The 25,530-nt window shown below is 62.5% G+C and carries 19 protein-coding genes and 1 pseudogene; 2 read left to right on the top strand and 18 right to left on the bottom strand.

All coding sequences use genetic code 11. The features are described 5' to 3' along the window. Positions 1 to 318: 318 nt before the first annotated feature. The 8 genes from nikE to hydA form a co-directional block, all read right to left on the bottom strand. Positions 319 to 1,986, bottom strand: coding sequence for a nickel ABC transporter ATP-binding protein NikE (nikE, locus tag ABIE49_RS35610; protein WP_192734495.1), 1,668 nt, complete (start codon positions 1,984 to 1,986; stop codon positions 319 to 321). Next, positions 1,983 to 2,831 carry an ABC transporter permease gene (locus ABIE49_RS35605; protein ID WP_192734494.1) on the bottom strand — a complete coding sequence of 283 codons (849 nt, stop codon included), beginning with the start codon at positions 2,829 to 2,831 and terminating at the stop codon, positions 1,983 to 1,985. The genes nikE and ABIE49_RS35605 overlap by 4 nt, the downstream gene beginning before the upstream one ends. Then, positions 2,828 to 3,859 (bottom strand): ABC transporter permease, encoded by a 1,032-nt coding sequence (locus ABIE49_RS35600; protein WP_192734493.1) that lies wholly within the window; start codon positions 3,857 to 3,859, stop codon positions 2,828 to 2,830. Before ABIE49_RS35600 ends, ABIE49_RS35605 begins: the two co-directional genes overlap by 4 nt. 12 nt (positions 3,860 to 3,871) lie before the next feature. Then, the gene (locus tag ABIE49_RS35595) at positions 3,872 to 5,488 is read right to left on the bottom strand and encodes an ABC transporter substrate-binding protein (RefSeq protein ID WP_192734492.1); all 1,617 of its coding nucleotides are present in this window, start codon (positions 5,486 to 5,488) and stop codon (positions 3,872 to 3,874) included. A gap of 140 nt (positions 5,489 to 5,628) precedes the next feature. Next, positions 5,629 to 7,062, bottom strand: coding sequence for an NAD(P)-binding domain-containing protein (locus ABIE49_RS35590; protein WP_192734491.1), 1,434 nt, complete (start codon positions 7,060 to 7,062; stop codon positions 5,629 to 5,631). Next, positions 7,059 to 7,820, bottom strand: a complete 762-nt coding sequence (locus ABIE49_RS35585) for an SDR family oxidoreductase (protein ID WP_192734490.1) — start codon at positions 7,818 to 7,820, stop codon at positions 7,059 to 7,061. The genes ABIE49_RS35590 and ABIE49_RS35585 overlap by 4 nt, the downstream gene beginning before the upstream one ends. Position 7,821: 1 nt before the next feature. Then, positions 7,822 to 8,799, bottom strand: a complete 978-nt coding sequence (locus tag ABIE49_RS35580) for an NAD-dependent epimerase/dehydratase family protein (RefSeq protein WP_192734489.1) — start codon at positions 8,797 to 8,799, stop codon at positions 7,822 to 7,824. Between the two features lie 31 nt (positions 8,800 to 8,830). Beyond that, on the bottom strand, positions 8,831 to 10,300 hold the full coding sequence (hydA, locus tag ABIE49_RS35575) for a dihydropyrimidinase (protein ID WP_192734488.1): 1,470 nt from the start codon (positions 10,298 to 10,300) through the stop codon (positions 8,831 to 8,833). 206 nt (positions 10,301 to 10,506) lie between these two features. Between hydA and ABIE49_RS35570 the strand changes: the two genes are divergently transcribed. Further along, positions 10,507 to 11,169 carry an aspartate/glutamate racemase family protein gene (locus ABIE49_RS35570; protein WP_192734487.1) on the top strand — a complete coding sequence of 221 codons (663 nt, stop codon included), beginning with the start codon at positions 10,507 to 10,509 and terminating at the stop codon, positions 11,167 to 11,169. Here the strand turns inward: ABIE49_RS35570 and ABIE49_RS35565 are convergent. From ABIE49_RS35565 to ABIE49_RS35555, 3 genes are all read right to left on the bottom strand, one after another. Further along, a complete protein-coding gene (locus ABIE49_RS35565; RefSeq protein ID WP_192734486.1) occupies positions 11,163 to 11,822 on the bottom strand; it encodes a flavin reductase family protein in 660 nt (219 codons plus the stop codon). The two genes, ABIE49_RS35570 and ABIE49_RS35565, sit on opposite strands and share 7 nt — an antisense overlap. Beyond that, positions 11,823 to 12,755: an N-carbamoyl-D-amino-acid hydrolase gene (locus tag ABIE49_RS35560; RefSeq protein WP_192734485.1), complete on the bottom strand. Its 933-nt coding sequence runs from the start codon at positions 12,753 to 12,755 to the stop codon at positions 11,823 to 11,825. It abuts the gene before it with no gap. A gap of 236 nt (positions 12,756 to 12,991) precedes the next feature. Continuing rightward, positions 12,992 to 14,917 (bottom strand): FAD-binding monooxygenase, encoded by a 1,926-nt coding sequence (locus tag ABIE49_RS35555; RefSeq protein WP_192734484.1) that lies wholly within the window; start codon positions 14,915 to 14,917, stop codon positions 12,992 to 12,994. A 129-nt stretch (positions 14,918 to 15,046) separates the two neighbouring features. On the opposite strand from ABIE49_RS35555, the gene ABIE49_RS35550 reads away from it, so the two are divergent. Then, on the top strand, positions 15,047 to 15,529 hold the full coding sequence (locus ABIE49_RS35550) for a MarR family winged helix-turn-helix transcriptional regulator (RefSeq protein WP_192734483.1): 483 nt from the start codon (positions 15,047 to 15,049) through the stop codon (positions 15,527 to 15,529). Between the two features lie 247 nt (positions 15,530 to 15,776). On the opposite strand, the gene ABIE49_RS35545 is transcribed toward ABIE49_RS35550, so the two are convergent. From ABIE49_RS35545 to ABIE49_RS35515, 7 genes and pseudogenes are all read right to left on the bottom strand, one after another. Further along, positions 15,777 to 16,943, bottom strand: a complete 1,167-nt coding sequence (locus ABIE49_RS35545; protein WP_354067135.1) for a M20 family metallopeptidase — start codon at positions 16,941 to 16,943, stop codon at positions 15,777 to 15,779. Positions 16,944 to 17,043: 100 nt separating this feature from the next. Continuing rightward, a pseudogene (locus ABIE49_RS35540) lies at positions 17,044 to 18,625 on the bottom strand (GMC family oxidoreductase). 4 nt (positions 18,626 to 18,629) lie between these two features. Next, the gene (locus ABIE49_RS35535; protein WP_192734481.1) at positions 18,630 to 20,192 is read right to left on the bottom strand and encodes an ABC transporter substrate-binding protein; all 1,563 of its coding nucleotides are present in this window, start codon (positions 20,190 to 20,192) and stop codon (positions 18,630 to 18,632) included. A gap of 312 nt (positions 20,193 to 20,504) precedes the next feature. Next, positions 20,505 to 21,695 (bottom strand): multiple monosaccharide ABC transporter permease, encoded by a 1,191-nt coding sequence (gene mmsB / locus ABIE49_RS35530; protein WP_192734480.1) that lies wholly within the window; start codon positions 21,693 to 21,695, stop codon positions 20,505 to 20,507. Continuing rightward, positions 21,692 to 23,281, bottom strand: coding sequence for a multiple monosaccharide ABC transporter ATP-binding protein (gene mmsA / locus ABIE49_RS35525; RefSeq protein ID WP_192734479.1), 1,590 nt, complete (start codon positions 23,279 to 23,281; stop codon positions 21,692 to 21,694). Before mmsA ends, mmsB begins: the two co-directional genes overlap by 4 nt. A 104-nt stretch (positions 23,282 to 23,385) precedes the next feature. Beyond that, entirely contained in the window at positions 23,386 to 24,450 is a 1,065-nt protein-coding gene (chvE, locus tag ABIE49_RS35520) for a multiple monosaccharide ABC transporter substrate-binding protein (protein ID WP_192734478.1), read from the bottom strand. Between the two features lie 183 nt (positions 24,451 to 24,633). Then, the gene (locus tag ABIE49_RS35515) at positions 24,634 to 25,521 is read right to left on the bottom strand and encodes an SMP-30/gluconolactonase/LRE family protein (RefSeq protein WP_192734477.1); all 888 of its coding nucleotides are present in this window, start codon (positions 25,519 to 25,521) and stop codon (positions 24,634 to 24,636) included. Between the last annotated feature and the right edge of the window lie 9 nt (positions 25,522 to 25,530).

The following is a 25,530-nucleotide window of genomic DNA, read 5'->3' as shown; positions in this document are numbered from 1 at the left end:
GACGACGGCCGACGCCCTTCTGAGTAGGACGGGATGGCCAAACACATACTCCTGATTTTCTTTCTGGTAAACAGAAATATTTTTGATTTCTGGCTTGACACTAATTCCGTAAATCAGAACTAATTTGCCCGTCGGGTTGATTTGCCGCACTCCGCCGTCATTGCGCATCGAAAAAGAGGACCTACGGGATGGAACGCCAAAGCCTGGAACGCCAAAGCCCTGCCGATCTCGCCCGTGCGCTCCATGCCGCGCTGGCCGCCGGGGGCCGGACTTGTCGGCCTATCGGTGGTCGGCGAAAGCGACTTTGCGGCGTCAATATCAGGTTACGGACGCAACCAGTTCCCGCTCGATATGCGGGACGGCTTCAACCAGCTCACGTGTGTAAGCGGTTTTCGGATTGTCGAACATCGCCCGGCTCTCGCCTTGTTCGACGATGCGGCCATTTTGCAGCACGATGGTCCGGTCGCACATCATGCGAACCACGTTGAGGTCGTGGCTGACGAAGAGGAAGGCCAGGTCATCCTCGCGTCGCAGCCGGTCGAGCAGTTGCAGCACCACCGCCTGTACCGATACATCCAACGCCGCCGTCGGCTCGTCCAGCACCAGGAGGCGCGGCCGGCAGGCGATGGCGCGGGCGATGCCGACGCGGGCCTTTTGGCCACCCGAGAGCTGATGCGGAAAGCGCGTCAGCAGATCGATCCCCAATCCAACGCGCTGCGCACACTCCTCTACCCGCTGCCGCAGCGCGTCGCCCGGGCGCATGCCGCCAAGCCGGAGCAGCGGATGGGCGATACAGTCAAAGGCGGTGAAACGCGGGTTGAGGCTGTCGTTTGGATCCTGAAAGACGATCTGGATATCCTTCCGAAACGGCGAGCGGTGAAAATCGCGGGCCGGGATATGGCCGATCGACTGCCCCTCGAACGCGATCTCGCCCTCGCTCGGATCGATCAGCCGGCAGATGATGCGCGACGTCGTGCTCTTGCCGGATCCGGACTCGCCGACCAGACCGACGCTCTCGCCGGCGCTGATCGTCATGGAAAAGTCGGCCACCGCCGCTGCGCCCTGGTCGAACCGCTTTGCGAGTTTCTGCACCTCCAGCAGCGGCGGGGTACCCGGCGCAGCCGGCGATCTGGTAGCGACCTGGATCGCAACTCCAAGCCCTCGCTCCTCCTCCGGCACCAGATCCGCGATCCGGGACGTCGCCGTGGGCGAAGCCGCCACCAGGCGCTTGGTATAGGAATGCTGCGGCGATCGGAACAGTGTCAGCGGTTCGGCCTCCTCGACCAGCCGGCCTTGCTCCATCACCACGACGCGACGACAGTAACGGGCAGCGAGACCGAGGTCATGGGTGATCAGAATGGTCGCCATACCGCGCTCGGCCGCAATCCCGGTCAACAAATCCATCACGACCTTTTGCGTCGTAACGTCGAGGCCGGTAGTGGGCTCGTCCGCGATCAGCAGTGCGGGATTGCAGGAAATCGCCATCGCGATCATCACGCGCTGGCACATACCGCCGGAGAGTTCGTGCGGATAAGCGGCCATGCGCTTTTCGGGATCACGGATTTGCACGGCGCGCAACAGTTCCAGCGCCTGCGCGCGCGCCTGATCCCGCGGCATTCGCTTATGCGCGGTGATGGCATCGGCGATCTGGTCGCCGACGGCACGGATTGGATTGAGCGCCGCGCGAGGATTCTGAAAGATCATCGCCATCGCCGCACCGTGCAGCTGACGGAAATCACTCCCTGATATCCGCGTGATGTCCCGCCCGCGAAACCGGATATTGCCTGCCGTGATCCGGCCGGCTGCATCGAGCAGCCGCGTGATCGCAAAACCCGTCACGGACTTGCCCGAACCGCTCTCGCCGACCAGGCCGAGCATTTCGCCCGCACCGAGCGACAGCGTGACGCCGCGCACCGCCTCGACCAGCCCGCGCCGTGTCGAGAAGGTGACGTGCAGGTCATCTAACGCCAGCAACGATGGGGTCATGTGCGCATGCGGGGATCGAGAATATCGCGCACCCCGTCGCCGAGCAGGTTGAAACACAGCACGGTCAGCATCAGCGCCAACCCGGGGAACGCAACCAGCCACCATTTGCCGGTCGAAATAAAGCGCGCGCCCTCGGCAACCATGATGCCCCATTCCGGCGTTGGCGGTTTGACGCCGAGACCGATAAAGGACAGTCCGGCCGCATTGAGGATCGCCCAGCCGAGATTGAGCGATATCTGCACCGCCATCGCCGGCAGCACGTTCGGCAACAGGAAGCGCAGCACGACCGAGATGTGGCTGTCGCCGCAAGCGCGCGCCGCCTCGACCCAGCCGACATTGCGGCGGACGTTCACCTCCGCCCGCGCAAAGCGGATGTAGAACGGCAGATTGATGATGGCGGTCGCGATGATGATGTTCTCGACGCGGTTACCCAGCGCGGCGACCATCGCCATCGCCAGCACGAAAAGCGGAAAGGCCATCACGACGTCGACGAAGCGGCCGACGGCGCGATCGAGCCGACCGCCGGTATAGCCGCAGATCGCACCGATGACGGCGCCGATCGCAAAGGAGATTCCGACCGCCGAGACGGCGATCGCGAGATCGAGCCGTGCCGCGACGACGAGGCGGCTGAACACGTCGCGGCCGAGTTGATCGGTGCCGGCGATGTGCGCCGCGCTCGGCGGCATCAAAGCCTGTGACACGTTAGAGACGATCGGATCATACGGCACGATCCATGGTCCGAAAATCGCGATCAGCGTCAGCAGGAAGACGCCGGTAGCGGCGACGGCGGTGAGCGGGTTGCCGCGCAAAATCCAGCCGGCATGCCGAAGTGTTGCTGATGTCATCCGATTGTCACCCGTGGATCGGCAATACCGTAAAGGATATCCACCAGCAGATTGACGATTACGAACACGGTGGCCATCAGCAGCACAAAGCCCTGCACCGGCGCATAATCGGAGGAGAGCAGCGCATCGAGCGCGTAGGAGGCGACGCCTGGCCAGGAAAACACCTTCTCCACCAGGACATTGGCGCCGAGCATGGTCGAGAACACGATGCCTGCGATGGTGATGACGGGCAGGATGGCGTTGCGCAGTGCATAGGTGACGACGATCCGCCACCAGGGAAGGCCAACGGAACGTGCGGTACGCACGAAATCGCTGCCGAGCGAGACCAGCATCGAGGCCCGCGTGATGCGCGCCAGCGGCGCCACCACGAACAGCGCCATGCTCAGCGCCGGCAAGATCAGTTGTCTGAAGGCGGCCCACCATCCATCGAAGTCGCCTGCGAGCAGGAAGTCGATCAACAGGAAGCCCGTCCGCCTTGGCGGCAGTGACGCGAAGATATCGACCCGGCCAGTCGGGTCAGGCGCGAGTCCGAGCAGATAATAGAAAACATAGATCAGCAACAGGCCCGAAACGAACGTCGGCACACAAACGCCGAGCGCGCAGAAAAACCGCACGCCGTGGTCGATGATCGAACCCGGTCTCAGGGCCGCCAACACACCAAGCGGTACCGCCGACACCAGTGCGATCAACAGCGCTGTGAGCGTCAGTTCGAGCGAGGCCGGCAGCCGCTCGCGCAGATCTTTCGTGACCAACTGCCCGGTCATCATTGATCTGCCGAGATTGCCGCTGCCGACATCATAGAGGTACAGCATCAGTTGTTCGGGTATCGGCTTGTCGAGGCCCATCTGCTGGCGGATGGCTTCGATCTCCTCCTTGCCGGAGCTCGGCCCGGAGGCGAAGAACACCGCCGGATCGCCAGGCAGCACCCGCATCAGCAGGAAGGTGAAGACGAGCACGCCAAACAGCGCCGGAAGCGAGGACAGGAACCGCCTGCCCGCCCGCACCACCGTTGCTCCAAAGGCCACCATCACGCCTGCCGCCTACTTGCGGTTGAGATCGCGGTAATCGACCTGCCGGTGGAATTGGTAGGTGTAGCCTTCGACTGTTGCCGCCATGACAGCATCCTGGCTGGGCTGCCAGAGCGGAACCTGCGGCATCTCAGTGAAATGGATGGCGTTGAGCTTCCTGCCGTCTTCCTCGTACTTGGCCGCATCGGGTTCGAAGCGAGCTTTCTGCGCGATCTCCACCAGTTCGGCATTGTTGATCGACGAATAATTCCAGCGCTGATTGCCCGTGTAGAAATTTCGATAGAAATAGTCGGTCGATGGCAGCCAGGCGACGATGCCCTCGGTGAAGAAGGGCAGCTTCTTCTCATTGATCTGCGTCGACATCTGCGCGTCCGGCAGCTTCTGGATATCGACCTTGATGCCGATCTTGGCGAGCGATTCCTTCACGAGCGCAGCCATTGGCTCGGCGGTGGAAGCCTGGCCGACGTTAAAGCTGAACGTGGTCGAGAAGCCGTCCGGCATGCCGGCCGCCTTGAGATATTCCTTGGCCTTATCGAGGTCGAGTTTCACCGGCTGCGGTAAAGGATAGACGCCGCTCGATGGCTTGCCATCGGCCCATGTTGCGCCAAACAGCGGCGACCCGCGGCCGAACAACGCCGCCTTGAACATGTCGTCATAGGGCAGCGCAAAAGCGACGGCACGGCGCACGTTGACATTGTCGAAGGGCGGGATCTGGTTGTTCATCGAAATGAAGGTGACGGCGTTGTATTGCGGCGTCGAGATCACTTTCAGCTTGGCCTTGGCTTCGAGCGACTGGACGTCGCTTGCCTGCAGATCGATGACGAGATCGGCGTCGCCGCGCTCGACCAGATTGGCCCGTGTCGCCGGTTCCGGCACCGATTGCACGATGACGCGCTTGAAGAACGCCGACTTGTCGGCCGTGCCACGGTTCCAGGCCTCGTTGCGCGACATGATGACCTGTTCGCCCGGCTTGAACGTCTCGATCTTGTAGGCGCCGCTGCCGGCCGTGTTCTCCTTCAACCATGCCAGTGCCCAGGGATCGTCTGCTGTCGCATGCGCCTTGGCGACCTTGGAGTTGAAGATGATCGGATAGACGGTGGCGAGATTGGGCAGCGCAAGCTTATCCGGCTTCGGCAGCGTCACCTCGACGGTCAGGGGATCAATCACCTTGAACTGATCGGCCGATGTCATCGAACCCGTGAGGAGTTGCGCCTTGCCAAGCACCGGCGCCGTCACAACGCGGTCGAGCGACCATTTGACGTCATCCGCGGTGACCGGTGTGCCGTCCTGGAATTTGGCGTCCTTGCGGAGGCGAAAGGTCATCTTCAGCCCGTCCGGGCTGACCTCGTAGGATTCCGCCAGTTCACCGGTGATCTTGCCGAGATCAAATACCCATTTGCCGTTGAGTTGCTTGCGGCCAAATGACACGAGCCTGTCGTACGTGCTGAGGCTCACCGCAAAGGCTTCGCGGGTCGAACCCGGAATATTCGGGTCGAGCGTATTGACCGATGCACCGGTCACGTAGCGCAACGTTTCCGCGCGCGTTTGCGCCTGCACCGATCCGGCGGCCAGCGAAAACGCGACAAAGGCAACCACCGAAAACAATGGCCTGGATCCTGCAACGCCCATCGAACTTATTCCCTATCTTGTCAGGTTTATTTTCTGAATGAGAACATCAACTTAAAGCAAGGGATATGCCAACCGGACCGCCGGTGATGCCGAGCATAGTAGGTATGAGCCGAGCCTCCCAACGCATGACGATACACCGTTCATTGCTCCTCGCCCAAGGCCGTCGTTGGCCGCTCGACGACCGCCTGCGGCACATCGTAAGCCCTGAACGAAGCCCAGTGACGTTCGATGTCCGCACGAAACAGGCCCCGCGTCAGCCCATACACGAGCTTCGGCACCGCCGTGGTCATCGCATTGATCGATGAGCCCGACGCACCGAAGCTCATGGTGGAGGCGATCGCGAAGACATGAATGTTCGCGATCCATGGTGTTTCACCGGCGACCCGCTCCATCAGGGCATAGTCGTCAGCGAGATAGGGAAAACGCCCGAGCCGCGGGCTGCGCTCGTCCGGCGGCGGCTGGTAGCGGTCGGCCCAGGTCGCGATGTTGGCGGCGCTGTTTCGCAGTTCGGGCCGGCCAGCAAAATTCATGTCGATCCCTGTGCCGCAAATCACGAAGTCGGCTGCGAATACGCCCCGCGGCGTTTGCAAGTCGACGCCGCGAGCCGTTTCCCTGGCGGCTTCGATCGGTGCCCCCTCCTGCAGGCGGAAATTGGGATGACGCGCGCAGCGGTCGTAGGTCGCTTGCGGAAACCCTTCCCGCATCTCCAGCACGGCGCGCATGAAGCGCCAGCGCCACGTATCATCCAGATCACAGAAGTGACGCAGGAAGCCGCGGAACGTGAGCCAGCGGTAGGGCTGGATCACCTGGATCTCCGCCCTCCGGCAAAACAGGTCCACCTCGGCCGCGCCTGCCTCCAATGCGGTCGCAGCATTGTCGAAGGCCGAGGCGCCGGCGCCGATCACCGCAACCTTCTTGCCGTGCAAGCTGGCGAAGTCGATCGGCTGGGCCGCATGCGCGCAAACCGACGACGGCAGATGGCGTAGCGGCGCCGGAACGGTCCAGTCGCCCATGCCTTCCTGCCCCGTCGCCAGCACAATCTTGCGCGCAAAGACAATATCGAAACCATTAGCCGTCTTCACCTTGGCCACAAGCAATCCACCGGCCGCAGGCGAGATCTCGATAACCTCGCAACCATTCCGCACCGGCAGGTTCAGGATGCGCCTGAACCAGAGCAGATATTCCGCCCAAAGCTCACGTGAAATCTGGTCGAGATTTCGCCAATCCTTCTCGCCGAAGCGCGCCTCGTGCCAGGACTGGTAGGTCAGGCTGGGATGATCAAGGTCGGGCCCGGTGAAATGCTTCGGACTACGTAGCGTATGCATGCGGGCGTAAGTAAGCCACGGCCCCTCCTGCCCCTCCTCGGATTTGTCGAGCACAAGGATGTTGCCCACTTGCGAGCGCATCAGCCCAAAGGCCGTCGCAAGACCTGATTGCCCGGCGCCCACCACGAGCACGTCCAGCGCCGGTCTGCCGTCGGGCCCAAGCTTCGGCGTCAGCCACGCAGCATCCGGATGCGCGGTCTTGGCAAGATCGGCGCGAACCTGAGCCTCGAGAGCGAGCAAGCTATTCATGCCGCGAGCCAACCACCATCGACCACCATGACGGTGCCGGTCGTAAAGGAAGACGCATCGCTGGCGAGGTGGAGCGCGGCCTCGGCTACCTCCTCCGCCTGGCCAAATCGCTTCATGGCATGGCGGTTGCGGGACGCTTCACGCACCGGTTCAGGGTCGGCATGGCGAGCAAAACTGCGCCGCAGCATCGGCGTATCGATCGCCCCCGGCGCGATCGCATTGACGCGGATGCCGTCGGTCGCGAAATCCACCGCCATCGTCCGGGTGAGGCTGATGATCGCGCCCTTGGCCGCGATATAGGCGCTGTTACCCTTACCGCCGGCGATCGCCAGTTGCGAGGCAAGCGTAATGATAGAGCCGCTACCTTGCCGCTGCATCTCGGGCACTGCCGCGCGTGCCCAGAGCCAGGTGCCGCCGACATTGGTGCGGAATACCGCGTCCCAATCGGCCGGATCGGTGGTCAGCACCGTACCGCCGCAGGAAAAGCCGGCCGCGGCCATCAGCACATCTAGGCGGCCGCGTCGTGCCATGACGTCGCTAACCACAGTCTGTGCGAAATCGGCCTCGCTGACATCGCCGACGTGGAGCGATGCTTCACCCTTCACGCCCTCGATCGCCGCCAGCGTCTCCTGCAAGCCCGCACTGTCGCGATCGACCAGCGAAACAAGAGCGCCTTCCTTCGCGAAAAGCACCGCGCTGGCCCGGCCAATGCCGGAGCCGGCGCCGGTCACGATCGCAGTCCGTCCTGCCAGTCTCATGTCAGGCTTCCCCTCGATGCTCGGTCCACCAACGGCTCAGATCGGCAGCCGACTCCGCGCAGCCGAACCGCGCGCGCCAACCGAACTCTTCTGCCATGCGCGCGATAGAAAGCGGCGCGCGGTCTGCTGTACTATGCAGATCGACTGACGGCGTTTCTCCCACCTCTGCCAGTCGACAAATCAAGCCGGGATGCAGGGTGGCCAACTCCTGCCCCCATTGCAGCGCCGGCCATTCCACGCCGGTGGAAATGTTATAGAGCTGATGCTTCGGCCGCTCCGCCTCGATCAGCAATGTCACGGCTTCCGCGACATCCACCGCATAGATCCAGTCCCTGACGCCCGGACGCGCCAGAACGGCCTCGCGTTTTTCCTGCATCGCGGCCAGAATCTGCGCCTGCGGGCTTGGCGTGTCGCGCACCTCGTTGCTCCGCTCCCACGGCCCGAACACCGCGCTCAGCCGTACGCTGATGATTTGGCATTGCCAGAGCGCGGCCAGACGCGCCGCAACTCTCTCGGATGCGAATTTGGTGATGGCATAGAGCGAGGCCGGATCGCAGGGCGTGTCTTCGTCGAGCAGCATGTGCCGAAATGCGCTCGTACCGTAGGCAGCCGCGGACGACAGGTTAATGATGCGCTTGACGCCAGCACGCTGCGCCGCGATCAGGACCGGCGTCTGAGCCAGCAGGTTGACCCGCAGAATGGTCTCGGGATCCTTTGCCTCGCGCTCCGGACCGGCCGTGATTGCGGCTCCGAGAATGATCGCCTCATAGCTGGCTGCGATCGCCCGCTCGACGGCATTCTGATCGGTGATATCGCCCTGGATGACAGTCAGCCGATCCGCGTGAGAGGCAAAGTCCCTGGCTGCGTCAGACGGCATGCCCGCGCGGTCGAACAACGTCACCGTATGACCGCGCGCCAGCAACGTCGCGGCGATATTGACCCCAACAAAACCGGTGCCGCCGAAAACAAGGATTCTCATTTCTCAATCCGAACTCGTCGCGGCGGACAGATCACAAGAGCCTCGCCCCGAAATTCTGTTCCGGGTCCATATCCGATACCAGCCGGCCGGTCGGCTTTGCCGCCTCTCCTCCCGTGCGTGCGAGGAAACGCCCCGAGCCTGCTTCGACCGAACGTCTGCCGTCCGACACGATGACGCGCCCGCGCGACAGCACGGTCACCGGCCAGCCGCGCAGCTTGCGCCCGGCGAAGGGCGTATAGCCCGTGAGGTCATGCATCATTTCATCGCTCAGCGTCACCTCCCGCGCCGGGTCCCAGATCGCGATATCCGCATCGGCGCCAACCGCGATCGAGCCTTTGCGCGGATGCAGATTGTAGATCTTTGCGGGCGCCGTCGCGGTCAGTTCGACGAACTTTTCGATTCCGAGGCGCCCCCTGGAAACCATGGCGTCGAACAGCAGCGGCAACCGGACTTCAAGGCCCGGCAAACCGTTCGCCACCTGCTTGAAATTGGGATTGGGGCCGGCCCGCAGTTTACCGGTTTCGTCGAAACGGTACGGCGCGTGGTCGGACGACACGGTCTGGAGATCGCCGAGCGAAAGTGCCTGCCACAGCGCTTCCTGGTCGGCGGCGCGGCGCGGCGGCGGGCTGCACATCCATTTGGCACCTTCCACGCCGGGCTTGTCGAGATCATCGGCCGTGAGAAACAGATATTGCGGGCAGGTCTCCGCGAATACCTTCAGCCCTTGCCCCCGCGCATCGCGGATGACCTTGGCGCCTTCCGCGGTCGAGACGTGGAAGATCATGATGGGTTGGTCGATCAGCGCAGCCATGCCAATCAATCGCGTGAACGCCTCCGCTTCCGAAATGCGGGCGTGGCTGATAGCGTGATATTTCGGATGGGTATAGCCGCGCGCGAGCAGCCGCTTCACCATCCAGGAAATGATCCCGTGGTTCTCGGCATGGGCGCAGAGCATCACGCCGCCGTCACGCGCCGCCAGCAGAATGTCGAGCAGCGGCTCGTCATCGATCTTCAGGCGGTCATAGGTCATGAAGATCTTGATCGAGCCATGGCCCTGCTTGATCAATGCCGGCAGATCCGTCTCCAGCGTTTCCTTTGTCGGATCGGCGATGATCATGTGAAAGGCGTAGTCGATCACCGCGCCCTTTTTAGCCAGCGCATGATAGTCCTCCAGTACCTTTGGCAGTTTCATGCCGACGTGCTGGGCCGCGAACGAGATCACGCTGGTGGTGCCGCCGAACGCCGCCGAGACCGTCGCGCTCTCGAACGTATCGGCGTTCATGATACCCGCGGCCGAAAGCTGCTCGATATGGCAGTGGCTATCGACGCCGCCAGGCAGCACCAGCTTGCCACGCGCATCGATCTCGCGTCGCCCGGCCGGCAACCCGCGGCCGACCGCGACGATCGTCTCGCCGGAAATGGCGACGTCGGCCTCGAACACGTCGCTGACGGTCGCGACGCGTCCGCCGCGAATGAGAAGGTCGTAGGCGGGTTCGGTCATGGCAAACTCTCCAAGTATCTGGTCCTGAATCGCAAGTCGGGCGTCCGCTGCATAAAAGCACAGATCGTGTCGCGACACGCTCTTGCGCTTTGGGAGCAGACAGTGGACCATGCATCGCTCGATGGCATGGTCATTGCTTCCATCGAAGTCTCGTTGCGCCTCGGCCCCACGGCATCGGCCGATGCGCCGTCCAGCAGGAAAACATGATGTCCAGGCAACGCATTCTCGTCATCAATCCCAATTCAAATCGCCTCGTGACGCAAGGGCTGGAAGACGCGCTCAAGCCGCTCGGCTTTGAGGGCGGACCGGAGATCGTCTGCGAAACTCTGGCCGAAGGCCCTTACGGGATCGAAAGCCAGGCCGACGTCGATGGCGTGGCGATGCCGCTGCGCCGTCTCGTCGAAGGCGACAACCATTCGGCCGCCTTTGTCATTGCATGCTACAGCGATCCGGGCCTGCATGTCTGCCGCGAAGCGACCGATCGGCCGGTGTTCGGCATCGCCGAATGCGGCGTGCTGACGGCGCTCGCGCGCGCCGAAACTTTCGGCGTTATTGCGATCGCGCAGCGCTCGATTCGCCGCCACGTCCGTTACCTCAGGCAAATGGGATTGATGGATCGCCTGACGCGGGAGCGCCCGCTCAACATGAGCGTGGCGGAGACCGCGTCGGGCGAAGGAACGCTGGCCAAGATGATCGAGGTCGGGCGCGCGCTCAAGGACGAAGACGGGTCCGGCGCCATCGTGATGGGCTGTGCCGGCATGGCGCGTCACCGCAGGCCGCTGGAACAGGCGCTCGGGATTCCCGTGATCGACCCGACGCAGGCGGCCGTGACCATGGCATTGGGTACGGTGCAGTTCGCCCATCACTGACTTTCGCCGGACGGTTCACGCGCACCGCTGCGTGCAAGCCAATGGGCGTGGCTTTCGCGCGTCAGCGCGAAGGTATCGCGCTGGGTAGCGTAGAGATTGCCGAACAGGCGTCCGATCGGCCGATAGACATCGAAATCGACGTACATCCTCTCCCGGTCGACCAAGCCGTCGCGCGCATGCAGGCGCAGCACCTCACCAACCAGGAGTTCGCGCCCGGGTCCGAAAGCGAGTGCGACATGTTGCCTGCACTCCAGCGCGAAGGGAGCTGCCGCCAGCCGCGGCACGGCGATATCGACTGACGGCAATGTGGCCAGGCCCGTCGCTTCCACCTCGCTGTTGCCGGAGGGAAAGTCGATCGCGCAGTCGTTCATGGTGGCCGCCAACGCCTCGTCGACCATATGCACGACGAACTCTCCGCTGCGGTGGATGTTGCGGGTGGTGTCCTTGGGGCTGTGATCGGCCTTGTGTTGCAAGCCGAGCACCACGAGTGGAGGATCTTCGGAAAACACGTTGAAGAAGCTGAACGGAGCCGCGTTGACCTTGTTGTTCTCGTCGAGCGTGGTGACCAACGCGATCGGCCGTGGCACCACGACGCCGCACAGCAACTTGTACCGGTCGTGCGGATCAAGTTCGCGGAAGGAGATGCCCGACATCTAGTTTTCCGGAGGCGGCACCGCGCCGGTGCGGCTGGTGATCAGGCCGTAATGCTCGATGCGGCGATGGTTGGCGAAGTTGAAGATGGTTTTCTTGCCGAAATCGGTGGCATCGAGGTCGCAAGGATACACCAGCAATTCATCCTCTTCGGTTTTCGCCTCGACGACGATCTCTCCGTCTGGATTGACGATCAGGCTGCCGCCTATCAAGGGGTGGCCATCCTCGACGCCGGCCTTGGCAACGCACACGACCCAGGTAGAGTTCTGGTAGGCGCCGGCCTGTGCGGACAGCCGGTTGTGGAAGAGCCGCTTCTCGGGCCCCTCCTCGCTCTTCTCGGCATTGACCGAAGGCGTGTTGTAGCCGATCAGCACCATCTCGACGCCCTGCAGACCCATCACGCGGTAGGTTTCCGGCCAGCGCCGGTCGTTGCAGACGGCCATGCCGAAGATTCCGCCGAGTGCACGCCAGACGTTGAAACCGAGATCGCCGGGCTCGAAGTAGCGCTTCTCCAGATGCTGGAACGCGCGTTTCGTATCGAACTCCGAATGACCGGGCAGATGAACCTTGCGGTACTTGCCGACAATTTTTCCGGACTTGTCGGTGAGGATGCTGGTGTTGAAATGATGCCCATCCGGCGTCAGTTCGGCGTAGCCAAAATTCATTGCGATCTTGTGGTGGGCCGCCCCTTTAAACAAGGGCCTTGTCGCCGCGTTCGGCATCTCGCGTTCGAACCAGGTATCGACCTCAGCCTGGCCCTCCATGTACCAGCGCGGAAAGAACGTGGTGAGGGCAAGCTCCGGATAGACGATCAGATCGGCGCCCTTCGCCTTGGCTTCATCCATCAGCGCGATCATGCGCTTGACGACGGTTTCGCGGCTGTCGGCTTTCTGAATCGGACCCAACTGGGCGGCGGCAACATTGATGACGCGCATTGATACCTTTCTGGGCGCTTCCATTTAAGGCGGCGCTTGCATGAAAATGAAGCAGCCAGTGAAGCTCGGAGTCTTATCCGGCTCAATCGAGCCCGCAGTTAAAGTTTTGGTTCACACGAAGTCAATTCCGGAGACACTCCTCGTCCTGCACGTCAGTTCTGCGTTTCTGCCCGCAGCCCCGCGGCGCGAGCCAGCGCATGGTAGAGCGCGCCGTCACGCATCGGTGCCGGCTGCGTTCAGGCCGGTTGGGTCATGAAGCCATCGAAGAATGTCGTCAACGGCCCATAGCCATCGAGCGGCAGAACGTGCGCCACGTACTGATCTGGCCGCACAACCACCATGCATCCCCGTTCGCGATCGATGCCACGCATCGTGAAGATGTCTTTGCCGCCTGTCAGGTCGGCGCAGAACATTTTCTCGTAGTCGCGAAGTCCATAACGTCCCTTCTCCGGCAGCAGGAAGGACGGCATCGCCTCGATGGCGAGTGCGTGATGATGTTGCTGGAAAACCGCGCGAGCATCGATCACCGAGTCGATGTCCTCACCATCGGGGGTGTATTTCCGCACCGGAGAGTCCTGCGCCTCGGCGAGGAAGTCGCACAGGGCCCGGATGCCGGAATTGGACGCCGCGGGATCCTCCGCGCCGGCAAAGGCAAAAATGTGCCAGCGGCCGTCGGCCTTGACCGCGTGGCCGAGGTGAACCGGCTTGGCGTCGGCCAGGCGGATGACCGGCGCGGAATGAAAGCGCATGCCGATCGTCAGCCCCTCGGCCAGATGCTGATGGGTTGGCTCGCCGGTCAGGATCGAGGGCCGGTAACGGGCCGCGGTTCCCGCGGTGTAACGCCCGTGCCTCACGAAATAGCTCTGCGTCTCGGCCGGATCGAACCCCTTGCTCGACGCGAGCAAGGCGGCCCATTCGCGGTCGAAGTCGATCAGTTCCCTGGCAATCGCCTGGCGTTCCGCCGAGTAGCTGTGCAGGAGGCTGGGCGCGCATCGCTGCCGCAAGACAGCCGCCAGCTTCCATCCGAGATTGAAGCCGTCCTGCATCGACACGTTCATGCCCTGGCCCGCTTTCGGGCTGTGGGTGTGGCAGGCGTCGCCGGCGATGAACACACGCGGCAGACGTTTTGCGACGTCTGCTTCCGGCACGTCATCGAACTTGTCGCACAGGCGCTGGCCTATCTCATAGACCGACCACCACGGAACCTCCTTCACGTCGAGCGAATATGGATTGAAAATGCGCCGCGCCGCCGCGATCAGGTCGTCGGACGTGATGTTGCGATCGGAAACCCGCTCCCCGGCATCGAGCTTGTCGAGTTCGATATACAGCCGGAAAAGATAGCCGCCTTCCCGCGGGATGATGATGATGCTGCCGTGGTTGGCGGACTGTATCAATGACTTGAAGCGGACATCCGGAAAGTCGGTGACGGCCAGCACGTCCATGACGCCCCAGGCATGGTTGGCGGAGTCGCCGCGCAGCGTGCGCCCGATGCTCGCGCGCACCGTGCTGCGCGCCCCGTCGCAGCCCACCACATAGCGCGCCTTGATGGTCTCGATCTGTCCTCCGTGCGCGGAATCGAGCCGTTCGAATCTCGCGCTCACCTGATGGGAACCGGCATCGTCGCCGGAAGTGGCCGCAAGGTTGACCTGAAGATCGAGCAGGCGCCGTGCATAATACGGCTCGAGCCGCGACGGCGATTTGCGCATGATTTCGAGATAGAAATCATGCACCCGCGCCTGGTTCAGGACGACGTGCGGAAACTCCGACAGCCCGTCTTCGGTATCCTGCACCCGTCCGCTGCGGACGATGTTGTCGGGCTGCACGGGATCGGGCTTCCAGAAGGTCGTCTCGTTGATCCAGCAGGCTTCCTTCAGCACACGCTCGCTGAAGCCATAGGCTTCGAACATCTCCATCGTGCGGCAGGCAACGCCATCCGCCTGGCCCCGGAGCAAAGGGCCCGGCTTCTGTTCGACGATGCAAGTCTTGATATCGGGAAAGGCGGACAGTTGAGCCGCCAGCGTCAGCCCGGCCGGACCGCAGCCGACGATGAGGATATCGACCTCCGCGGGAATGGCGCCGGCAGATCCTGACGCAAGGACCCGTTGTGCCGGGTCTTGAATCTCGGGGTCGCCGGGTTCGAATCCGTTCAGATGGAATTGCACAAAACCCTCCCCGCGCCTGACGCGACTTCCGGGCCGTTAGCTTGCCGGGGCTCCAAAAAGCCGTTGCCGAATTTAATCAGTATGCTTATTATCAGTATACTTGTCAAGCGAGCGACCTGGAGGGTTTGGGTGACCGAGAACGACGACAAGCCGGGGCACCTGGCGCGCCGGTTCCAACAGATTGCGGTGGCGGTCTTCCATGCCGCGGTCGAGGAAGCCGGCTATGACCTCACCCCCGTTCAATACGCAGCGCTCACCACCATCGGGACACAACCGGGAATCGATCAGGCGACGCTTGCCGGGTTGATCGCCTATGACCGGACGACCATCACCGGCGTTGTGGATCGGCTGGTGCAGAAAGGCTTGCTGGTTCGGCAGGCCAGCCGCACCGACAGGCGCGCCCACGCGTTGCAGATCACCGATGAAGGACATCGGACCCTCGACGGGATCGAGCCGGCCGTCGAGGCGGCGCAGCGGATCATATTGGCCGGCCTGTCCAATGCCGAGGCCGCGACACTCATGCGGCTGTTGCGCAAGGCCATCGCCGCCGGCAACGAACTTAGCCGCGCGCCACAGCAAGCGGCTTTGACAGGTGCCGCCAGAAAGAAATAGCTTTCGTTCACAGGAAGCCCACGACGCGCGTGCTGACAAACCTTGAGCCGATCGTTTCCTGCCGACAGCCAACTCAGATCGCACCGCCTGCTATCTTTTTTGGCTTACTGCTCAATCGGTAATCGCTGGCGCGCGCATCTTTCGAGAACAGGACGCGGCGCTCCACGCCAGTCGTAAGCATACCCGTCGATGAAGCTCAGCTCCGCAATGCCGCTCACGGTGCCATTGCGGTCGCGGATCAGGCAGATTAATCGACGCCGGTCCTGAGGATCGCCAGCGCGAGCGCCTGGGCGCGCGGGACGATGCTGTCGAGCTCGAGATACTCCTGCGCGGTATGGGCTTTGCCGCCAACCGGGCCTACTCCGCAAATCGTCGGGGTGCCGACACTCGCGGTGAAGCCGGAATCGGCGCAACCGCCGGCGAATTCGCCGTCGAGGTTGGGCAGGCCTGCATCCTTTGCCGCCGCGCGGTAGCCATCAAACAGGATTTTCGACGTCTCACTCTGCACCACCGGCAGGAATTCGCCGTTGATCTGCAGCTTCGCCGTCGTACCCGGCACCGTCGGCGTGGCGATAATGGCCTCGATCGCCGCCAGCGTGGTGGCGCGATCGGCGGGATCGATGTAGCGCATGTCGATCTGGCCCTCGGCATGCGGCGCAGTGGTGTTGACCGACTGGCCGCCGGCGACCAACCCGACATTGAGGGTGATGCCTTTCGCAAGGTCGGTCAAAGCATGGATCTGCACGATCTTGTGCGCGAGTTCGCCAATCGCGCTGATTCCTTCCGCAAAATTGCCGCCGGAATGCGCTGCCTTGCCTGCTATCTCGAAGCGCATGAACACGCCGCCCTTGCGGCTGGTGACGACGTTGCCGGTCGGTCGGCCGGGCTCGGAATTGTACACCGCACGCGCCGCACGGCCTTCACGCTCGATCACCGGCCGCGACGACGGGGAAGCGATCTCCTCGTCGGCGGTGAGCAGCAGCTTGATCGGGCACGGCGCGCCGCCGAATTTGTGGAATGCCGCGGCGACGAAGGCGTTGATCACCAGCCCGGCCTTCATGTCGGCGACACCCGGCCCATACGCCCGGCCGCCGTCGATGGTGAACGGCCGGCGCGCCACCTCGCCCTTGGGAAACACCGTGTCGCGATGCCCCATCAGCAAGACAGGCTTCTCGTTGCTGCCCGGCTTCGTCACCAGCGCATGGACGGCATCGCCGAACACGTCATGAGGTTCGCGCCACGACTCGATGCCGTGCGCGGCAAAATGCTGCTCGAACCGCGCACCCACCGCATCGACGCCCGCCTTGTCGTAGGAACCGGAATCGATGTTCACGGCGTCGCGCAGCAGATCGATCATCGATTGCTTCTGCGACGCGATCCATTCGGTGATCTGCGCTTCGATACTGGCGGGCATGGCATTTCCTTCGTGGCAATCCATCGAGCCGGGCCTGCCTCCTTTTGGGGGACGGAGCGGCTCTCGGTTCTTACAATGCCAATTCCCAAAGCGCCAATTCTTAAAGCACCATGGCGGCGGCGTTCGACACGCCCGTCTTCCGCATCATCATGCGGGCAATCGCCTCGCCAATCACCACCGTGGTGAAATGGGTGTTGGCGCGGCAATCGGACGGCATGATCGAGGCGTCCGCCACACGCAGCGCGGCGATGCCCTTCACGGTGCCATCCGGATTCACGACGCCATTGGCGTCGTTGAAATCAGCCATGCGGCACGAACCGGCGGCATGCTGGATGTCGCCGGTGTCGCGGCGGAGCAGCGCTTCGAGTTCCCCGTTCGGCAGCGCAGCGGCCTGCGGCAGCGTCAGGTCGGTATCGATCAGGCGGATCCACTCGGCGATGTCTGCCAGCGCCGGTTGGGTGGTGAGCACGGCCAGCCGCTTCACCGCATCGACCATGCGCAGCAGGTCGCGGTCATCGGCGAGCATGTTTTCTTCGACGATCGGATCGATCGACGGGTCGGTCGAAGCCAGCTTCAGATTGCCGCGCGAATAGGCGTTGAACAGCCCCGCACCGATGGCGCCGGGGTTGCCGATGCCGCGATGGTTGAAAGCAATCAGGATCATGTCCCGCCTTGCCGCCATCCGCAAGCCCGGACGAATACGTCACGCAGCAATTGGTATGACGCGTATCCGGATCTGTCGGCTGGAATTCGTCACGCAGCTTGATGGTAGCGCGAAACAGCGGATGGTCGAAGAAGTGCCTGCCGACCGGCAGGTCGCGCTCGACCGCGATGCCCATCGCCTTCAGCTCATCGGCGGGACCGATGCCCGAACGCAGCAAGATCGCCGGACTGTGGATCGCGCCGGCGCACAGCACGATCTCGCGCGCCTTGATCTCGGAGCTGCCCTGCCCTTCGATGTGAACCAGAACACCCGTGGCCTGGCCGTCCGTGATCAACAGGCGATCGACCAGCGCATGCCCGCGGATTTCCAGATTGGCGCGTCCGCGCGCCGGCTCCAGATAGGCTTCATTGGTGGTGATGCGGCGGCTGTCGCGGCTGTTGATCGGATAGCAGGCGACGCCTTCGCCATCCGGTCCGTTGAGATCGGCACACCATGGATATCCCGATGCCAACGCGGCGTCGCGGAGCCCGCGATCGATGGGCCCCCACTTCTCCGGCGGCGCGCGGTAGACGGGCAACGCCCCGCCGCGACCATGGCCCGCGCGGTCGCCGAACGCGAAATCATCCTCGATGACCGAGAACAGCGGCATGACCTCTTTTGCCGACCACCCGGTGCAGCCACCAGCCGCCCATTCGTCGAATGCGTCAGCCACACCGCGGATGGCGATCTGACCGTTCATCATCGAACTGCCGCCGAGACCCTTGCCGCGCCAATAGAAGCGCGCCTCCTGCCCCGCCACCCGGCGCGTCAGCAAGTTAGGCCACTGCCATTTCTCCTGATACTCGCGCTGGTGAATGATTGGAATAGGATTCGGCGTCCGGACTTCCCAGGGCGCCTCATCGGCGCGCCAGTCGAGGCCCGCCTCCAGCAGCAGCACGCGCCTGGTGCCATCCTCGGAGAGCCGGGCCGCAACGGCGGCGCCGGCAGAACCGCCGCCGACTACAATGACGTCATACATGGCGTTACTTCTCGATGCTCCAGAAAATCGGAATCGCGGAGGGTATCAAACCGCGCAGATTGGCGCGATAGGCTGCCGGCTGAGCGAACTGTCCCCACGGAATGCCCGGCGCCTGATCGTACATCACGGCCTGGATTTCGGCAGCAATCTTCTTGCGATCCTCCTCGGCGGGTGCCTTGGCAAACGCATCCAGCAACGGCGTGATGCGCGGGTCGCACTGCCAGCCCGTGAAGTCGACGCAGTTGAACGCCACCATGACGTTGGTAAGCGGCGACGCCAGATCGAAGCCGCCGGCGTGAACGCCATAAACGCTCCAGCCCTCCTTCTTGGTGCGACGGGCAAGCACCGAGGCCCAATCCATCACCTGCAGATCGACATTGAAGCCGGCCTGCTTCAGCTTCTCTGCAAGGACCTGCGCCGAAATCCGCGGCGCCTCGAGGTCGTTGGCCTGCATCACGATAACAGGCTCGCCGGCATATTTCGTCGCCTTGAGCGCCGCGCGCGCCGCCTCGACGGAAGGATTCGCGGCGGCTTCGGATCCGGCCTTGCTGTCGTAGGTGGTGCCGCAGGTGAAGAACGTTGCGCAAGGTGTCGCGTACTTGGCATCGAGGCCGAGGCCGTCCATCACCTCGCGCTGATCGACCAGCTTCCATAGCACGCGCCGGATCGCCGGATCGTCGAACGGCTTCTGCGTGGCATTGAGGCGATAGGCGCCGGCAAACATGTTGCCGCCGGTGAAGTTGACGACTTTGACGCGGGCGTTCTTCTCCAGAACCGGCAGCAGATCGAACGGCGCGTATTGCATGTAATCGACTTCGCCGGTCTGCAGCGCCGACGCCGCGGTAGAGCCATCCGGAATGACGCGAATTTCAAGCGTGTCGATGTTGACGCGTTTGCCGCCGGCCAGGAAGTCGGCGGGCTCGGAACGCGGCACATAATCGGCGAATTTCTTCAAGATCATGCGGTCGCCGCTGCGATGGTCGGCCTTGCTGTAGACGAACGGCCCGGAACCGACGATTTCGGTGATGCGTTGATCGGCGGGCGTCTTGGCCACCCGCTCAGGCATCATGAAGGCCACGGGACTGACGGGATTGCCGAGCGCGTCGATCACGAGGCCCGAGGGCTCTTTCAGAGTCAGCACGAACGTCTTGGCATCAACAGGCTCAAGCGAAGCGGTGACGGAGAAAATTCGTCGGCCAAGCGCATTGCGCTGACCCCAACGTCGCAGCGATGCGACGCAATCCGCTGCCGTGACCGGCTGACCGTCATGCCATTTCAGGCCGTCACGCAAGCTGAACGTGTAGACCAAGCCATCCGGCGAAACCTTCCAGTCCTGCACCATCTGCGGCTTGATCTCACCCTTGGTGTCCTTTGCGAACAGGGTGTCGAACACCATGAACCCGAAGGTCCGCGAGATATAGGCCGGCGTAAAATGCGGATCGAGCGTGGCGATTTCCGCTTCCAGCACCGCAACAAGATTGCCGCCGGCATAGGACGGCGTAATCCCCGGAGCCGCGCCGAGCGCGAGCGAAAACGCGGCAGCGATGAAAGCCTTCAATTTGAACATGGATGCCTTTTTTGGGTTCGTGAGGAGAGTCTGCGAGGCTTCGGAAGCCGAGAAACGCACCCCCGCAAGCAAGTGCTTGATCAAGCAATGTCCATGCCGTGTGGGGCACGCTGCTCATGTCGCAACGACTACCTGCCGTGCATTTACCGAGGTCTCGGGGCACCAGTTGTGAAAGCCACAACCTTGGTGGGGCGGTAGTCCCGGCACGTCGCGTTTTGAGAACAAGCGATCACAGACGTATCGGCGCGGCAACTACAGCACCGCGCACATGCGGATCGCCGGCTCAGAGAGGAATTTGGACCGGTTCGCACCTCAGCGTCGCTGGTTATAGACGTCAAGACATACCGCGCCGAGCAACACGAGGCCCTTGATCACCTGCTGGTAGTCGATCCCGATGCCGAGAATCGACATGCCATTGTTCATCACTCCCATGATCAGCGCGCCGATCACGGCGCCGGCGACCCGCCCGACACCGCCATAGGCCGAGGCCCCGCCGATGAAGCAGGCGGCGATCACGTCGAGCTCGAAGCCGACCCCGGCCTTTGGTGTGGCGGTGTTGAGCCTTGCTGCGAACACCAGGCCGGCGAGCGCGGCCAGCACACCCATGTTGACGAAGGTGAGGAAGGTCAGCCGTTCAGTCTTGATGCCTGACAGTTTTGCGGCCTTCTCGTTGCCCCCCACCGCATAGATCTGCCGGCCAATGGTGGTTCGCGCGGTGACGAAACCATAGAGTGCGATCAGCGCGATCATGATCACCAGTACGTTGGGGAGACCCCGATGCGAAGCGATCAGATAGGTAAAATACATCACCACGCCGAACAGGACTACGTTCTTGAGCGCAAAGAAAGCGGTGGGCTCAACCTCGACACCATGGCTGGCGCGGCGGGCGCGCGTCGTGACGCTGACATACACCAGGCAAAGCGCCAGCACGGCGCCGATCAATAGCGACGTCGGGTTAAGCGAGCCGGCGCCGGGAAACAGTTCAGGAATGAAACCGGAGGAAAGTTTCTGGAACGTCGGTGAAAACGGGCCGACCGATTGACCTTGCAACACCGCCAGCGCCAACCCCTTGAACACCAACATGCCGGCCAGCGTGACGATAAAGGACGGAATCTTGAAATAAGCGACCCAATAGCCCTGCGCTGCGCCGATCAGCCCACCGAGCGCGAGGCAGATGATCGCGGCCGGAATGAAATGCATGCCGTAACGTACCATCAGCACCGCGGCGATCGCGCCGATGAAGCCCGCGACCGATCCGACCGACAGATCGATGTGCCCGGTGACGATGACCAGCAGCATGCCGAGCGCCATGATCACGATATAGCTGTTCTGCAGCACCAGATTGGTGAGGTTGAGCGGGCGCAGCAGCGTGCCGTCGGTGACGACCTCGAAGAACAGCATGATCGCGAACAGCGACAGCAACATGCCGTATTCGCGCAGATTGGCCTTGAGAAAGCCCGCATGCTTGCGCGCCTCGGGAAGCATCACGGTGTTATCGCTCATGGATGCGCCTCTCCCAACAACTTCTCTTCCAGCTTTCGTTCCAGGTCTCGGTCGACCAGTTGTTCGCCCTTGCGCACGATGACCCGCATGATTTTTTCCTGCGTCGCCTCGGCATGATCGAACTCGCCGACAAAGGCCCCACCGTTCATGACGCAGATGCGGTCACAGATCCCGAGCAATTCGGGCATTTCCGACGAGATCACGATGACCGCCTTGCCGGCATCGGCCAGCTCATTGATGATGCAATAGATCTCATATTTGGCGCCGATGTCGATGCCGCGGGTCGGCTCGTCCAGGATCAGGATCTCCGGATCGGTGAACAGCCATTTCGACAGCACCACCTTTTGCTGGTTGCCGCCGGACAGGTTGCCGGACGTCTGATAGACATCGGAACAGCGGATGCGCATCCGGTTGCGATAATCGCTCGCCACCTGCAACTCCTTGATGTCGTCGATGATGCGGCCGGCTGCGACACTATCGAGATTGGCAAGCGTGATGTTCTTGCGCACGTCTTCAGCGAGCAGCAGGCCGAGCTGCTTGCGGTCCTCGGTGACGTACGCCAGACCGGCGTCGATGGCGCGGCTCACGGTCGAGAGGTCGATCTCGCGACCATGCAGCAGAGCGCGGCCCGTGATGTTGCGGCCCCAGGAGCGGCCGAACAGGCTCATGGCGAATTCGGTGCGCCCTGCGCCCATCAAGCCGGCGATGCCGACGATCTCGCCACGCCGAACCTGGAAGTCCACATTCTTGATGACTTGCCGATCGGCATGCTGGGGATGATACACCGACCAGTTCTCGACCTTGAACACCACCTCACCTATCGCAGGCTCCCGCTTGGGGAAACGATGCTCCAGATCCCGGTCCACCATCTTGCGGATGATACGGTCTTCCTCGACCGCACCTAGCTCACAATCCAGCGTATCGACAGTACGGCCATCACGCAGCACCGTAATGCGGTCCGCGACGCGGGCCACCTCGTTGAGCTTGTGCGAGATCAGGACCGCGGACATGCCGTGGGAGCGGAACTCGAGCAGAAGGTCCAGCAGCGCCGCGCTGTCGCTTTCGTTGAGGCTCGCGGTCGGTTCGTCGAGAATCAGAAGGCGCACTTCCTTGGACAGCGCCTTGGCGATCTCCACCAGCTGCTGCTTGCCGACGCCGATATCGGTGACCAGCGTGTCCGGCGCCTCATTAAGCCCCACTTTCGCCAGCAGCTGCTGCGACCGCCGGTAGACCGCGTCGCGATCGATCACGCCGAACCGCGACGGCGGACTGGCAATGAAGATATTCTCCGCGATCGAGAGCAGCGGGATCAGCGCAAGCTCCTGATGAATGATGATGATGCCGAGCGCCTCGGAATCGTTGATGTCGCGGAAGTGGCGCTCCTCGCCGTCATAGATGATGCTGCCGTCATAGCTGCCATCGGGGTAGACGCCGCTCAGTACCTTCATCAAGGTCGATTTGCCTGCCCCGTTCTCGCCCACCAGCGCGTGGATCTCGCCCTGCCTCACGGTAAAATTGACGTCGTCGAGCGCTTTGACGCCGGCGAAGGCTTTGCCGATACCGCGCATTTCAAGCAATGTGGCCATTCAAATTCCCTGGAACCGGCAGGAAGACAGGGATGGCCGGGGCACATGCCACGAAGACGCGCTTCGCGCTTTTGCCACGGCCATCCGCTTTGTCACAACTCGTCTTAGTTGATTTGCGCCTTCTTGTAATAACCGCCGTCGATCAGGATTTTCTCCCAATTGGTCTTGTCGACGACTACCGGCTTGAGCAAATAGGACGGCACGACCTTGACGCCGTTCTTGTAAGTGGTGGTGTCGTTGACAGTTACGGTCTTACCGGTCAAGGCCGCGTCCACCATGTCGGCGGTGACTTTTGCAAGGTCGCGCGTATCCTTGAAGATCGTGGAGTATTGCTCGCCGCGCAGCATCGATTTGATGGAAGGCACTTCGGCGTCCTGACCGCTCACGATCGGCATCGGCATATTGCCGCTACCGTAGCCGACGCCCTTGAGCGACGACAGGATGCCGATCGAAAGGCCGTCATAGGGCGAAAGCACCGCGTCGACCCGCTTGGTGGTGTAGAACGCGCTGAGCAGGTTATCCATCCGGGCCTGCGCCGTGGCGCCGTCCCAGCGCAGCGTCGAGACCTTGTCCATTCCCATCTGCTTGCTCACGACCACGAGCTTGCCGCTGTCGATATAGGGCTGCAGCACCGACATAGCGCCGTTGTAGAAGAAATAGGCGTTGTTGTCGTCGGGTGAGCCTCCGAACAGCTCAATGTTGAACGGGCCCTTGCCTTCCTTCAGCTTCAGCCCCTGCTCGATCGACTGCGCCTGCTGCACGCCGACCTGGAAATTGTCGAACGTCGCATAGTAATCGACGTTGGGCGTATCGCGGATCAGCCGGTCGTAGGCGATCACGGTGATGCCCTTGTCCTTGGCTTGCTTGAGCACATCGGACAGGGTGGTGCCGTCGATCGAAGCAATCACCAGTACCTTGGCGCCCTTGGTCACCATGTTCTCGATCTGAGAGAGCTGGTTCGGAATATCGTCTTCGGCGTATTGCAGATCGGTATTGTAACCGCGCTCCTTCAGCACCTTGACGATATTGTTGCCGTCATCGATCCAGCGCGCCGAAGCCTTGGTAGGCATGGCGATGCCGACAGTGGGCTTGGTTTGCGCGAGCGCGGGTTCCGCAAGGGCGACCGCGCCGAGCAAGATGGCCGATAGGGCAGATTTGAGTAGTTTCATGTTTCACTCCCAGGTGTTGAGCGTTAATCGCCGCGTTATCAGCGGTTTGCTTTTGGCGCCGGTAACGTATCGGCGCATCATTGGGGAACGTCGGGTCGGCGGAGACGTGAACGGATGATCGGTCACACCTTGTGGTTCCGCAAGTACATGCAGCGCTCATGCGCCGTATCGTGAAGCGACCCATCATGTCGAACCGAGCCTGATGCGAGGTTCCGGCCGCCCCTGTGCGCCGACGTCGAGAACGAAGGTTTGGCCGTGGTGCGGGTCGGCAGCCCTGGCATGCTCGTCCATACCTTCCCAGGCCGTGGTGACCAGCAGCGAAGCGAAATTGCGTCCGACAAAGACCGGGCAACTCGGCTGCTTCGCTGGAATCCTGATGGTGCGAACCCGATCGCCCTCCGGAGTGTAGACATCGATGCAGGATCCGCCCCAGCGCGCATTCCAGATCAACCCCTCGGCGTCGACCACGGCGCCATCCAGGCCGCCTGCCCCGCCGCTGGCATCATAGAGTGTCCCGGGGTTTCCGATCGGCAGCGCATTCGCCGGATCGATGGCGACGCGGCAAAGGACACCCTTGCTGCTGTCGGTGAAATAGGCCGTGGCGCCGTCGGGCGAAAAGCAGATCGCGTTCGGGATGGTAATGTCGGCATAGAGCCGAAGCAGTTCGCCGCGGAAAAAGCGATAGATCGCGCCGGCTCCCTTTTCTGCGTTGCGGCCCATGGTCCCGATCCAGAGAGCGCCGCAGGGATGTACGCGTCCATCGTTGGAGCGGGTTGCCGCATTGTCCGCTTCGAGCGGTATATGAAGCGTGAGACGGCCATCCGCGATGTCGCGGACATAGAGGCCATTTTCGGTCGCAAGCAATTGGCGCTGGTCATCGATGAATGCCAGGACGCTGGCCATCAGCGGAAGCGCGTGCGAAGTGACCGCGCCGGATGCAAGGTCGGCCTGAAACAATTTGCGCTCGATGATATCGAACCACCATGCGGTGTCGGTCGCCGCATCATAGGTGCAGCCCTCGCCGAGATGGCAATGCCAATCGCTCAGGATGCTGGTGCCGACTTCCTCCACGCGAGCTCC

The organism is Bradyrhizobium sp. OAE829 (genome assembly GCF_040546575.1).
In the GTDB taxonomy this organism is placed as follows: domain Bacteria; phylum Pseudomonadota; class Alphaproteobacteria; order Rhizobiales; family Xanthobacteraceae; genus Bradyrhizobium.
The sequence above is the reverse complement of the archived record's forward strand: the minus strand, read 5'-3'. Positions and strand labels throughout refer to the sequence as shown.